The following is a 12621-nucleotide window of genomic DNA, read 5'->3' on the forward strand; positions in this document are numbered from 1 at the left end:
CCAGTACCGGGCCGACACCCTCGACGGCTTCATAGCGGGCACCGGCCTGACTCTCGACGAGCCAGCATCACCTTGACGAGCCGAAGTCAGTAACGCGACTGTCGACCCCCGGCCGGGTCGCCGATATTGTCGCGGCCGTGATCCGTAACGACGGCTCAAACCCGCTCGTGCACGCGACTCCGGTCATTCGTGCAGTCGACTACGGAATCGGACATCCGGATCGGCTACGCGCGCTGCTCGCCCCTCGGCCAGGAACTCGACTCGCAGCTCGATGCGCTCGCAGCCAAGAACATCCCCTGGGACAAGATCTTCGCCGAGAAGTCAGCACCCGGGTGCGCGTCCGCCCCCAGTTCGAGGCCGCGCTGGCCGCCGCCCGGAAGATCAAGGCGCACGCTCCACTGCCGGGTGATCCTCACGGTGCACGAGATGAAGCGCCTCGGCCTCGACGCCGCCGAACTCACCGCGCTCGCCGACCACCTGTCCGCCCACGGCCTGGTGCTGGAGATGCTCGCTGGACCCCTCTCAGGCACATACGACCCCAGCGGGCACGGCAGGCTACTGTTCGCGTTCTTCGCAGCGATGGCTGAGACCGAGCGGGAGAACATCCGGGAGTCCACGCTCGAAGGGCTCGACACCGCGGCCCGCAAGGGCAAGCACGGCGGCCGGCCGCCGGTCATCACCGACGACATGCTCCACACCGTCCGGCGCCGCCGGGCCAACGGCGAGTCCGTCGAGCAGATCCAGCCCGACCTGATCATCCCCACCGGCAAGCGCAAGGGACAGCACCCCTCGGTGGCCAGCATCTACCGGGCGCTCGCCGAACACGCCAAGCGCCAGGCGTACCCCGAGGCGGTCCGGCAGGCCCACACCGAATTCGCGCTGATGGACAAGCCGGGCAGGCTCATCTACCTCAGCCGCTCCATGCACCGCGGCGGCTCCACCGACCTGCGACGCCTCACCGACAGCACCGCCTCCTACTCCGACAGCAAGCTCTGGGTCACCACCCTCGCGCTCGCCCTGGCGTCCCGGTGGGCAGGAACCACCAGCCACGCGGTCGACCCGGGCTGGGTGCCGACCCGCATGGGCGGCGCCGGCGCACCGGACGACCTGACCGCCAGCCATCAGACACAGGTCTGGCTCGCCACCCACCACGACGTGACTCCGAGCACCGGCGGCTATTGGTATCACCAGCAGACCCAGGCACCTCACCCAGCGGCGCAAGACGAAGAGTTCCAGGCTCGTCTCATCCAAGTCCTGGAGAGCCAGACAGGCATCCCGCTCGGCCGACCACCCCCACTGGAGCGAGCCCCCGAGTGGCGGGGGACGCGGCGATCCGCCTCCTCGTCCACCTGGGACGGGATGTTTCTTACGTGGTCCCTTCGCAAGGGATCTGGCAGCGGGAGGGGCGAGCGGCCGACGAAGCGGCTGCTCGCCCCTGGGGTGGCGGTTCGGGTCAGGCGTCCAGGCGACGCTTGGCGAGCCAGGTGACGATCTCGGGGTCGTGGTGGTCGAAGAACAGGGAGCTGCTGGTGTCTGCGCACCGGTGCGCTTCGCCGGAGCCGGTGCACGCACCGGATGCCGGAACGTCCCGTGGGCTCACCGCTGGTGGTGGCGCAGGCGCGCGGACCCCCATGGGTTCGGTCGGCCGCTGGGGTACTGCCGTGAGCGGCGCCGGGGCGGTGGTCGTCGTCGCGCCCTACACCACGGAGTCGGTCGACGCGTTGCCTGACGCGCACGCCGAGGCCGACTGGGAGCAGCTGCGTTAGGACAAGGATCTCTGGCTGTCTCATGTGCCATCTGAGGGGACACCGGGAGAGGGGGGAGACCGTTAGGTTCCCTGACCTCTTGTTGTCTCAGAGGGAGTTGGGGTGGATCACTTCTTTGTGTCTCACGGCAAGGTGCGTCGGTTCTACGAGGCACCGTCGGGCGTCGATTTCGATGCGGTGGCGTACGTGCAGCGGCCCGGGGCGGTGAAGGAGGGCACGCCCTTCTTCGTTGATCTCGGCATGCGTCCGGCCGAGCCGTTGTGCTCGTTCTTCCTGGAGCTGTCGAAGTCGCTCAAGGAGAAATCGCTGGAGGACTACACGTACGACGCCTTGGACCTGGTCGACTTCCTTGGCCAACTCCCTCTGGCGACCGACCTGTTGTCGGCCACGGAAGACGATCTGGTGGCTTACCGGGAGGACTGCACCGGGCACCGTGAGGCGCCGGACAAGCCGGCCACATGGCGTAAGCGCCGGTCGCTGATCAACAACTTCTACGGCTGGGCCGTCGAGGCGAGGCTGCTCGATCAGCGGCCGTATTTTCGCCGCAGCAACGGGCGGGACGTGCTGGCCTGGGGCGCCACGACCGAGTTGGACGTGCGCCACCTGACCTTCCGGCAGTGGCGGTTCCTCAAGCAGGTGGGTCTGCGCGGCTGTCTCCCCGACGGGCTGGTCGATCCTGCTTTCCGGGGCCGCTCCCCGTTGCGCAACAGCGCGGCTGGCGAACTGGCGATCACTACGGGGATGCGGCTGCGCGAGTTCAGCTGCCTGCTCGATATCGAGGTTGGCCCGCCGCGTCGGGACGCCTCCCCGGCTGAGGTGATGTTGCAGGCCATCGCCAAGTTCGGGCTGCCGCGGGTGGTGGCCGTCCAGCACGCGACGCTGCGAGAGATCGATCTGTACCGCCGCACGGAGCGGGCCGCGATGGTGCGGTCTTCGGTGAAGGCCCTGTACCGGCGTCGGCATGAACTGTTCGTCGTCGACGACGTCGACCTGCGTCAGATGAAGCTGCGGGGCACCCTGCACGGGCGGCGCCGGACCTTCCGCGTCGAGGCGATGCCCGCCGAGATCCGCCGGGTTGCCGTTATCGAGGGCGACCTGGGCCTGGAGCCGATGGCCCTGTTCGTTGGCCGCGGCGGGCGGATGCTGTCCAAGCAGCGTTGGGAGCAGATCTTTGACGAGGCCCACCTGCGTAGCCTTCGGATCAGCGACGAGCAGGAGGCCGACGTGGTGATGCCGGCCCGGCTGCGGATCCACGACACGCGCCACACCTTCGCGGTCTACATGCTGCAGATGCTGACGCAGCTGGTCCTGCGGGAGGAGTCCGAGCGGCTGGCCGCCGGCGGGCACGGCGGCTACCTCGCCGATCATCTCTCGCGGATTCCGCTGCTCATTCTGCAGCGGTTGTTGGGACACCGGCGCCCAAGCTCCACGCTTCGGTATCTCACTTACATCCGTACCACGAACCTGCTGGTCAGCCAGGCGATCACGGAGTGGAACGACCAGGACAAGACCTACGCCGACTACGCGGCCGTGCTGGTCGGGGCGGGGGCGGCCTGATGGCCCGCCGGGGAGAACGCAAGGTCCGGGTCCGCGCCGAGGTCCCGCCGCCGAGGCCCGCTTTGGACCACACCGGGATCCGGGTTATCACCTCGGAACACCGGGGCCGGGTGAAGCGCCACAGCATCAATCCCGCGGACTACCGGTGCTCGGTGCTGGCGGCACAGCTCGCGGACGAGTGGGTGAAGATCACTCGCGCCCTGGGGATCGGCGACGGCGGCGCCAACTATGGCGGCGCTGTCAGGAAGCTCGCCGCCTTCACGGACGAGTACGTCCAGGCACTCGGCCTGGATCCGGCCCATGCCCGGCTGGACCGTGACGAGATCGACCTCGTCGAGGTGATCTACGCCTGGGAGGAGGCCCTGCGCGGGGAGTTTCCGCAGTCCAAGCACCCCTACACGCTGGTCAAGGCCCTGCTTGCCATGATCGAACAACGCGCCGCGTCTGGGGCCAGGGTCTGCGAGAACCTGAAGGCCCGTACCCAGGCGCCCACCGCCTTCCGCGCTCCACGGGGCAAGCCGCTGGATGAGTTCACCAACGCCGAGCGGATCGCCCTGCGGGACGCAGCCCGCGAACAAGCACGGGCGACGGAGGCCCGGCTCCACCGAGGCCACGAGCTCCTGGCCACCGGGACGGACCCTCGCGACGGCGGCTGGCTCAGTCTGCCCAACCTGCTCTGGGCCGCCCGCGCCGGAATGATCAACTCGAAGGTTCTGAAGAGGGAACTGCCCTCCGAGCCCAAGTGGTGGCCACCGCAGATCCGCGGCCTGCTGCCCGCCTGGAAGAACGACGGCAAGACCCGGCACCCTGGTGTCCGGGCCCTGGTCCGGGCTCTGGGACACGCCCTGTTCGCCGATGAGATGGACCTGCACGCCTTTCGGATCCTGCTCCTTCTGGGCATGTCCGACACGACCCCGGAGGAACTCCACGATCTGAAGGTCCCGGACATCGAGTTCACCGACGGCGGGGTGCGACTGGTCCAGCAGAAGAACCGGGCCGGCCGCATCCGAGCCGACCTTCACCTAGAGCAGACCGCACGACGGAGTGAGGAGGATCCGTACTTCGCCGGGTCGGGCGTCTGGGACGTTCCAGGCCTGCTGCGGCGTCTGCTGGCGGTCACCGCCTCGGCCCGGGAGTCCTTCGCTGGCGAGCCGTGGCTGTTCCTGGCGGTGGATTACCGTAAGGACACCGGCGGGCTCGGTGCCGCATGCGCCGAGTTCACCCACGGCCAGCGGCGGTTTACGCACTGGATCGCTGTCCAACACGACAGCGAGGGGCGACCGCTGGTCATCTCCCGGCCACACGATGTCCGGCGCCTGCGCAAGACGGCCAAGGTAGTTCGCGCGGTCGCCCTGGGCGGCTCGCTCACCGACCTGGCCGGCGACGACCACCACGTCGAGATCTACCGCGGCCACTACGCCCACGGCACGACCGCGCACGTCCTGGCAGGACAGGCCATCAACCGGTCCCAGCAATGGGTGTTCCAACGCGTCGCGCAAAAACCGGTGTTCGTCGATGCCGCCGCCGAACCCCAACTGGAGAAGCGCGAGGTCGCCGAGTCGCTGGGGCTGAGCTCCATGGAGGCGAAGGCGATCCGCGCGGGCGAGCTGGACATGGGGCTCACGCACTGCCGCGCCCCCTACGACTCTCCCCACCGCAGTGACGGCAAGGTATGCCATGTTGCGCCGGCAATGTGCATGCTCTGCCGCAACGCGGTGATCTTCACGTCCCAGCTGCCGCGGCTGCTGATGCTGTCCGATCACATCGAGCGGATGCGGGCCGCGCTTCCTCCGCCCCAATGGCAGGCCGTCTGGGGCCGCCAGGCAGCCGCGCTGCAGGAAGTCTTCACCGAATGCGCCGACCTGCTGCCCGCCGCCCGTCAGGAGGTCCTTGACCTGGGCCTTCGTCTTGACCTGCCGCTGGGCCAGCGAACGGAGTTCGACTGATGACGCCTCAGCCGGCGCTCCAAGCCGCCGTCTCGGCCCACTTCCGCGACGACGAGCCGGTCTTCGGTCCCGGTTACCGGCTCGTCGCAGGCATTCCTGTCCCACGCTTCGGCGACGTCCGCTTCTGGTCCGGCGACTGCATCGGCCGCCCCGCCAACCAGCCTCCCACCCGATACAAGATCCATTTCGTGCCGGAGGACCCGCTGATCACGCTGCAGCTGCGGGAGATCGCGTTTGCCCAGTTCAACCCCACTCACCGATTGCTGCGGCAGGCGGCCATCTACCGTTCGGCCGAGCCAGTCGCCTTCCCGACGGTCAAGATGTGCTGCCAGAAGCTGCGGGTGATCTTGAGGTGGGGACGGCGGCAGGGACTTCCGGCGGACCCGGGCCTCTGGGCTGCGGCAAACTGGCAGTCCTTCCTGGACGAGCTGGCCGTGACGGTCGGCGACACTACGGTGGCCAACCATGTGGGCGCCGTCCGTACCCTTCGGGAACTCGCCGCGGTCGTCACCGGCGTCACGCCGTTCGACGACCCGTGGGACGAACGCTCCGCCGCCGAGATCGGACGGCAGGCCGTGCTCAACGCCACCACGGCCGACGCTGCGCTGGCCACCCCGACGATCCCGCCGCAGACCTGGTGGCCCCTGATCCGCGCCGCCTGGACGTACATCCACACCTTCGCCCCCGACATCCTGGGATGGAAAGACCACTTCGAGCACCTGGCCACGGGTCTCGGCCAAGGGACGCCACCTCATCGGCACGCCGCCCAGACCGCCGACGACACCGATGCCCAGATCGCCGCCTGGCTGGCCGACCCAGGCCACCGCGTGCCGGTTCACGCCGTCAACCGGCACGGCACCAAGGCAGGCGATCCCATCTGGACAGTTCTCAGCGAGCTGATCACCGCAGGAAAGCAGGACAGCATCTTTGCCACCCAAAGCCGCTCGCCACGCGCACGCGCCCTGGCCCGCCGGGCGGCCGTCCTCGCCGTGGTCGCCCAGGGCCGCACGCACGCGGTCCGAGGGAAAGTCGCTGCAGCCGTCGTGAATGCTCGCCGCCATGTCCCCGCCGGCGCCCGCCCGTCCGCGGCAGTGATCGACGAGGAGCTCCGGCAGTGGCTGGCCCACCCGGACAACCGCGTTCCCATCCGGTCGGCCGACGACGGCGTAGGCCAGGCGGGAACCGTGATCTGGAGCACCCTCGCTCGCCTGATCTGGGGCATCCCGACCGGCGATCGCTTCACCTCGCATGCCGCGTCGGGACGGGCCCGGCGCCAACGTGTCGCGGAAGCGGTCGCCGCAGGGCAAACCATGGTGATGGCCGCCAACCGCTACTGGTCAATCCCGCAGCCCTGCCCAGACGCCGCCCACATCACCTGCAAGGACGGAACGACACGTCCCTGGCGCACGCACATCACCCAGGCGGAACTGACCGTCGAGCTGCGCATGCTCAGGGCAGCCTGCTACGTCTTCGTCACTGCGACGAGTCTCATGCGCGACTCGGAAGTGCAGGAGATCCAGCGCGACGCCGTGACCACCTACTACGGGTCCCCGGCCATCAGATCTCACAAGATCAAGCACGATCCGGAACCGCCGGAGTCGTTCTGGTGGATCATCGAGCCGGTCGCCGAGGCCATCGCCGTCGCAGAACAACTGTCATGGCACCCCACCCACCTGTTCGCCAGCCTCAAGCCACCCCGCGGAAAGAAGAACCGCGGCGATCGCGGCATCATCGCCGCCGAAGACATCGACTACTTCATCAAGCACGTCAACGCCAGCGCCGACGCCTACGGACTGGAAACCATCCCCGACGCGCACGTCCGCTCGCACATGTTCCGGCGGACGATGTCGGTGATCACCGGGCGTGAGCCGGGCTCCGAAGTCGCCCTCGGCCTCCAGCTGAAACACGCTGCCCGCCGTGCACTGGCCAACTGCACCACGCAGGGTTACGCGCAGATGGACACCCAGTGGGCCAAGGAGTTCGACCAGCAGCTCGAGTGCGCCGCCGCACTCCGGTTGGTCGACCTGCTCAGGGCCCGCCGGACAGGCGAGAAAGTCGCGGTCGGGCCCGGCGCCGACCGGCTGCACGCCGGGCTGGACAAAGTCATCTCGACCATGCACGAGGACCCCGCCCTACGGGCGCAGATCGCCGATGAACAAGCCGAGGCCGCCCTGCTCGCCACCCAGTTCACCAACCTCCACCTGGGAACCATCAACCACTGCATGTTCGACGCCCCGCAGGCCGAGTGCCAGAACGAACTGCCCGCCGATCAGCGCGGCACGGCCCCGCTGATCGGCGCCTGCCAACCCGACCGCTGCCGCAACTCCGTGATCACCCGACGGCACGCTCCGATCTGGATCGCCGAGGAAGACGACCTCACAGCCAGAGCCCAGGACCCCACCCTGTCACCACCCGGCCGCAAGGCCGTCCTGATCCGTCTCGCCGACGTCCAGCGCATCACCCGCGCGCTTCGACAAGAAGGAGTCACCTCCTGATGCCAGTGTCCGCCAAGACCGCCCTCAAGCTCCGCGAGGCCATGGCCCGGCTGCTGGCCGGCGAACCCCTGCACACCGACGGCGCCCTCACCAAGGAGAACCTCGCCCGAGAAGCCCAGGTCAGCCACGCGACCGTCCACCGCGCTGACGACATCCTCGCCGAGTGGAACGCCAAGGTCGCCCGCCCCGTCCTCCGCACCCCCGGCGAGGTCGCCCGGGACGAGACGATCTCCGCGCTCCGGAAGCAGCTTCGTGAGGCGAGAGCCGAGGTCACGCAGCTCAACGGCAAACTCGACGCCCTCGCGACGGTGACCGCGAACCTCTACCACGAGAACCTGGCCCTGAAGAAGCGCGCCAGCGACCGAAGACTCGCCCCTCTCCCCTCGCCGACCGCCCGGACCTACTCGTCCCCGAACCGCTCGTCCGTGCCGGAATCAAGATCGGTTACGCCCGATAGCCGGGCATGAGACATGCCCAGGTGGGACTGTCTCATCGTGCTCCGTCAGTTCTTCGGTCTCCGCCGTGAGACAGCTGGGTCAGGCCACCGGGCGGATCCGGCCACCGGTCTTGTGCCGAAGTGCGGCTTCCAGTCGGTCGCGGGCCTCGGTCTGGACAGCGATCCGTTCGTTGAGGACCGCCAGCCGTTCCAATGCGACGCGCAGACCGTTGTCCGACGGCGGTGCGGCAGCCACATCGCCGTCCAGGCAGGGCAGGAACACCTGCACGTCGTCGAGGGTGAGTCCGGCGGCCAGCAGGTAGCGGATGTTACGGACCCGCACCACTGCCCGTTCGTCGTAGATGCGGTAGCCGTTGGGGGCCCGCTCGGAGGAGATCAACCCGGCCTGTTCGTAATGCCGCAGCGCACGGGGGGTCGTCCCGGTTCCCTTGGCCAGCTCGCCGATCCTCACCCGTGTCACCTCCGGGGCCACTCCTATCACGCCACGACCGCCCCGCCGTCGACGGGGAGGACGACTCCGGTGACGAACGACGCAGCTGGTGAGGCGAGCTGGGTGATGGCCCAGGCCACCTCCTCGGGCTGACCGATACGCCCCAGCGGAGTGTGGGCCAGCTGCCATTCCCGCACTGCGGCCCTCCGCTCCGGCGTCAGGCCCTGGTGTTCGCCGATCGGGGTGTCGATCGCGCCGGGGGCGACCGCGACCACGCGGATGCCGCGGGGTGCCAGTTCGACCGCCCAGCTGCGGGTCAGCAATTCCAGCGCGGTCTTGGTCGCCGCGTAGACCGAGCTGCCGGGCCAGGCCCGCTGCCCCACCGATGTGCTCACATTGACGATCACCCCGCCGGTCGTCTCCAGGAGGGGTAGCGCGGCCTGGGTCAGCAGGATGGGTGCGATCAGGTTGGTGGCGATCTGCGGGGTGATCGTCTCGGGTGTGAGGGCGCCGAGGGCGCCGCTGCGCACGATGCCGGCGTTGTTGACCAGCACGTCCAGGCGGCCGTGCAGCTCCCGTGCGGTGTGGATGATTCGTTCGGGTTCTCCCGCGGCGGTGATGTCCGCGGCCAGCGGGGTGATCCGCTCGTGGCCGGCGGCGGTCTCGTGGAGCGGTTCGGCTCTCCGACCGACGGCGAGCACGTGGGCGCCCTCGGCGGCGAAGGCCCGGGCGGTGGCCCGACCGATCCCGGTGCCGGCTCCGGTGACGGCGACGATCCTGCTGCTCTGCGGTGCGGTGCTGGTGTCCATGCCGTGATCGTTCAACCCTGCCGCCAGTGGCAAGGTCAAGCGGCGGCCAGCGAGGCCCGTTGGTCCATGGGGCTCACCGGGCCGGGAGCGTGTGGACCCTGGCGTGTGGGGCGGACTCGACTTCCTTCCGCAGGGCGGCGATGAGCTCGTACTGGGCCGCGAGGCGGGACAGGGCTGTGGCCTGGAACTCCTTCAGAACGCTGAGTTCGGCGTTCTTCCTAGTGAGGCGTTCGCGCAGGGTCGCGACCTCGGCCTTGAGTCGGTCGATCTGAGCCAGTCGTGGATCAGGCTGCTGTCCTGCTTCTTGGGCGGCTTGCCGCTGACGGTCGAACTCCGCTTTGAGGTGTGGGTAGGTGCGGTAGAGCGTCGCCCGTGGCACTCCCGCGAGGGTGCACAAGCTCTTGACGTCGCACTTCAGTCCGTCGGGAACAGGGCCAGCGAGCAGTTGCTGCATCGCGGTGCGAATCCTGGCCTCCGGCTCCGAGCTGCGCGAGCGCTGCATCAGCTTCACCTCGCTGGACGAGAACCTGGACACCACCACCCCCGGCGGCAGGTTTGTCTTCCACGTCTTCGCCGCCCTGGCGGAGTTCATCCGCGAGCTCATCGTCATCGGTACCAATCAGGGCCTGGCCGCCGCCCGCGGCCGGGTTGGCGGACGTCCCGCCGTCGCCACCGGGGAAGTCATCCGCGCCGCCCGCGACCTCCTGCCCGACCCCGGCCGCTCCATCACCTCGATCGCCCAACTCCTGAGCGTCTCCCCGGGCACCCCCTACAACCACATCTCCGACCTGAAGGACGGGCGCCCCACCGCTGTCCCCCGCCAACTGGAGTCCAGCGCATGAGCACTCATCTCCACGAGGGCACCGGCCTTGACCCCATGACCGACCACGACGCCGTCACCGCCCTGGTCTTCAACCAGGGCGGTTCATCAGCCGCTTGACTGTCTCGTCCTTTCAGGCACGTTCGTCTGGTTCAGTCGATGACGTAGCCGAGGGACCCTTCGAAGGAGTAGCGGCTGGGGTCCTCGCAACCGGAATCAGTGGTCACCAGGTGATCGCTGGTGCTGGGGCTGAAACAGCGGTAGAGGGGAACGGTGCCCGCGACCTGGCTCCGGTAGACGTAGCCGAGTGGCCCTTCGAACGAGTAGCGCCTCGGGTCCTCGCAACCGGAATCAGTGGTCACCAGGTGATGGTTGGTGCTGGGGCTGAAACAGCGGTAGAGGGCGACGGGACCGGAACGGCCGGAGACGGTCAGTTTGATCGCGGTGTCGTTGGCGTCCCAGGACCCTGGAATGGTGAGCCTCACCCGGTTGGTGTCCTGGCTGAGCGTTACCGGCGTGCCGTCCTTGACCAGAGAGGCTGCTGAAAAGACCTTGCCGTCCTGAGGCAGCGGAAGGGTGAGGGTCGGCCCGGCCGGCGGCTTGAGCACGTGGAGGTACTCGGTGCGGTCGTCAGGTGACTTGGTCGCTACGCTCCAGGACAGGTCGGCGATGCGGGTCCCGGCCTTGGTGGGATAGGAGGTGCTGGGCCGGGTGCCGAGGACGGACTCCTTGATCTGGTCGATCCAGGTACCGACCTGCCGTAGCGCCGGCATGACGCCGGATTCCCAGCCGCCGCCGGCATAGGGGCCGGCCGCCCAGGCCATGCCGCCGCCGTCGCTGTTGGTGGCCGCCTGCAGGACGGTGTAACGGAACATGCTCTGCGGCGAGTACTTGACGGAGCCACCGGTCTCCGATGCCCACCAAGAAGTTCCGGTTCCCCGCAGGGTCGCCGCCACGGGCTCGGCGTAGCCGGGCCACAGGTCTCCGTTGGTCTGCGCGAACTCCTGCTGGCCGAAGTACTCCTTCATGCCTTTGTCCAGGCCGTACAGGTTGCCGTAGTTGTTCTGGATGAGGACGGCGCGCGGGCTGACCGTTTTGATCGTGTTGCGCAGCCGGGGGTAGCCGATGACGGTCTGGCTGTCGGCCTGGGGGCTTCCCTCGTCCATGTACAGGCCGTCGATCCGTGCCCCGTAGCGCTGCATCATCTCCTGGTAGATGTCGTCGATGAACGCGTTCCATTTTGGACGGTCGAAGTCCGCTCCCGGGTTCCAGGGCTGCCCGGCCGGCGGAGGCTGTGTGCCCCAGCCGGTCTTCTGCTTGTCCTCGTCGCTGAACTCCATGCCGTCGCGCGGATGGGTATAGAGGTAGACGTGGATGCCTTTGGCCTTGACCGCGGTGATCATGTCTCCGATGAGGTCGCGGTCGACGCGGTGGTTGGGCAGGCCCCAGTCCAGCATCTTCTGGCTCGGGTAGAGGGCGATCATCTTGGAGTGCCATGCGGTGAAGATGACGTACTGCACCTTCGCGGCGGCCAGATCGTTGGCGAACCCGTTCGCGTCGAAGCTGTTCGCCAGAGCGTTGGGGTCGTTGATGACCGCGCCGCTGGAGTTCACCGTGAGGCGGGGCACGTAGTGGACGAAGAGGCCGTACTTGTGATCGAAAATGTTGGTCATTCCGTCGTCCGCATAGGCCCGTTGCGTCTGGAAGGGCGCCACGAGGACGGCCATCAGCAAGACCAGCGGAATGAACAAGCCCGCCAGCTTCCGTCTGCCGAATAAGTGCATGAGCAGATCCTTTTCGTGCGGTTGAAGGGTGTGCAGGAAGCAGTAAACCCACGTGACCGCAAGCGGTGCAAAAAGGGCGTGGCGTGGATCTGCCGGAGCCCGTTCACGGCCTGGTGCGACAAGCCTCAGATCATCGGGTTCGTGACAGAATCGATCTTTTCGCGCTCGCGACCGCACCAGTCCGGGCCTGTCGGAAACCAACTGCATCGCTATGGTGTTCGAAGTCGCAGGTCCGAGAATGAATCGAGTTGCAAAACGCACCACTTGTTTGACGACGGGCCCAGGTGCCCCCCGTACCGCTGTTCCGTATCGCGTCTCGATCGGTGTGCTAAAGCAGCTCGCCGCCGACGGATTCCCGTCACCGACGAACTCCTCGCCCGACTCCTCCCGCTCCAGTACGACGACATCAATTTCCTCGGCCGCTACGCCTTCACCCGCCCGCCGGCGCCGGGCCCGCGGCAACTGCGCGACCCGCACACGGATGACGAGACAGACGACGCTGAGGACGGATAGCCGCAGGCCCGTACGACCGAAAAAGCGGTCCGGCCCGACAGCCA

At 68.1% G+C, this 12621-nt stretch carries 11 protein-coding genes and 1 pseudogene; 7 read left to right on the plus strand and 5 right to left on the minus strand.

The window, feature by feature from the left end; all coding sequences use genetic code 11:
- Both ABT186_RS48215 and ABT186_RS45540 read left to right on the plus strand, forming a co-directional pair.
- Positions 1 to 76: pseudogene (locus tag ABT186_RS48215) on the plus strand (transposase); the annotation flags it as partial.
- A gap of 113 nt (positions 77 to 189) precedes the next feature.
- Complete coding sequence (locus tag ABT186_RS45540) at positions 190 to 1488, plus strand: recombinase family protein (protein WP_351930301.1); 1299 nt, start codon at positions 190 to 192, stop codon at positions 1486 to 1488.
- Here ABT186_RS45540 and ABT186_RS45545 read toward each other — a convergent pair.
- On the minus strand, positions 1454 to 1600 hold the full coding sequence (locus tag ABT186_RS45545; RefSeq protein ID WP_351232517.1) for a hypothetical protein: 147 nt from the start codon (positions 1598 to 1600) through the stop codon (positions 1454 to 1456). The genes ABT186_RS45540 and ABT186_RS45545 overlap by 35 nt on opposite strands.
- A 283-nt stretch (positions 1601 to 1883) precedes the next feature.
- Between ABT186_RS45545 and ABT186_RS45550 the strand changes: the two genes are divergently transcribed.
- The 4 genes from ABT186_RS45550 to ABT186_RS45565 are packed head-to-tail and all read left to right on the plus strand — an operon-like array spanning position 1884 to position 8231.
- Complete coding sequence (locus ABT186_RS45550) at positions 1884 to 3323, plus strand: site-specific integrase (protein ID WP_351930303.1); 1440 nt, start codon at positions 1884 to 1886, stop codon at positions 3321 to 3323.
- Positions 3323 to 5269 carry a hypothetical protein gene (locus tag ABT186_RS45555; RefSeq protein ID WP_351930305.1) on the plus strand — a complete coding sequence of 649 codons (1947 nt, stop codon included), beginning with the start codon at positions 3323 to 3325 and terminating at the stop codon, positions 5267 to 5269. The genes ABT186_RS45550 and ABT186_RS45555 overlap by 1 nt, the downstream gene beginning before the upstream one ends.
- Positions 5269 to 7764, plus strand: a complete 2496-nt coding sequence (locus tag ABT186_RS45560) for a hypothetical protein (protein WP_351930307.1) — start codon at positions 5269 to 5271, stop codon at positions 7762 to 7764. Before ABT186_RS45555 ends, ABT186_RS45560 begins: the two co-directional genes overlap by 1 nt.
- Positions 7764 to 8231: a hypothetical protein gene (locus ABT186_RS45565; RefSeq protein WP_351930309.1), complete on the plus strand. Its 468-nt coding sequence runs from the start codon at positions 7764 to 7766 to the stop codon at positions 8229 to 8231. The genes ABT186_RS45560 and ABT186_RS45565 overlap by 1 nt, the downstream gene beginning before the upstream one ends.
- A gap of 69 nt (positions 8232 to 8300) precedes the next feature.
- Here the strand turns inward: ABT186_RS45565 and ABT186_RS45570 are convergent, their stop codons facing one another.
- The 3 genes from ABT186_RS45570 to ABT186_RS45580 all read right to left on the minus strand — a co-directional run bounded on the left by ABT186_RS45570 (position 8301) and on the right by ABT186_RS45580 (position 9914).
- The gene (locus tag ABT186_RS45570) at positions 8301 to 8672 is read right to left on the minus strand and encodes a MerR family transcriptional regulator (protein WP_351232539.1); all 372 of its coding nucleotides are present in this window, start codon (positions 8670 to 8672) and stop codon (positions 8301 to 8303) included.
- Between the two features lie 26 nt (positions 8673 to 8698).
- The gene (locus ABT186_RS45575; protein ID WP_351232527.1) at positions 8699 to 9460 is read right to left on the minus strand and encodes an SDR family NAD(P)-dependent oxidoreductase; all 762 of its coding nucleotides are present in this window, start codon (positions 9458 to 9460) and stop codon (positions 8699 to 8701) included.
- Positions 9461 to 9533: 73 nt separating this feature from the next.
- The gene (locus ABT186_RS45580) at positions 9534 to 9914 is read right to left on the minus strand and encodes a hypothetical protein (protein WP_351232529.1); all 381 of its coding nucleotides are present in this window, start codon (positions 9912 to 9914) and stop codon (positions 9534 to 9536) included.
- A gap of 4 nt (positions 9915 to 9918) precedes the next feature.
- On the opposite strand from ABT186_RS45580, the gene ABT186_RS45585 reads away from it, so the two are divergent.
- Entirely contained in the window at positions 9919 to 10302 is a 384-nt protein-coding gene (locus tag ABT186_RS45585) for a recombinase family protein (protein ID WP_351930311.1), read from the plus strand.
- 130 nt (positions 10303 to 10432) lie between these two features.
- Here ABT186_RS45585 and ABT186_RS45590 read toward each other — a convergent pair.
- Positions 10433 to 12621, minus strand: a 2189-nt coding sequence (locus ABT186_RS45590; protein WP_351930313.1) for an alpha-L-fucosidase, incomplete at its 5' end; no start/stop codon positions are given.

The organism is Streptomyces sp. NPDC001634 (assembly GCF_040298185.1).
Taxonomy (GTDB): Bacteria; Actinomycetota; Actinomycetes; order Streptomycetales; family Streptomycetaceae; genus Streptomyces.

Excerpts from the sequence above, each read along its gene's own strand:
- ABT186_RS45565 (WP_351930309.1), top strand. The coding sequence starts at position 7,764 with ATGCCAGTGTCCGCCAAGACCGCCCTCAAGCTCCGCGAGGCCATGGCC.
- ABT186_RS45575 (WP_351232527.1), bottom strand. The coding sequence starts at position 9,460 with ATGGACACCAGCACCGCACCGCAGAGCAGCAGGATCGTCGCCGTCACC.
- ABT186_RS45555 (WP_351930305.1), top strand. The coding sequence starts at position 3,323 with ATGGCCCGCCGGGGAGAACGCAAGGTCCGGGTCCGCGCCGAGGTCCCG.
- ABT186_RS45560 (WP_351930307.1), top strand. The coding sequence starts at position 5,269 with ATGACGCCTCAGCCGGCGCTCCAAGCCGCCGTCTCGGCCCACTTCCGC.
- ABT186_RS45580 (WP_351232529.1), bottom strand. The coding sequence starts at position 9,914 with ATGCAGCAACTGCTCGCTGGCCCTGTTCCCGACGGACTGAAGTGCGAC.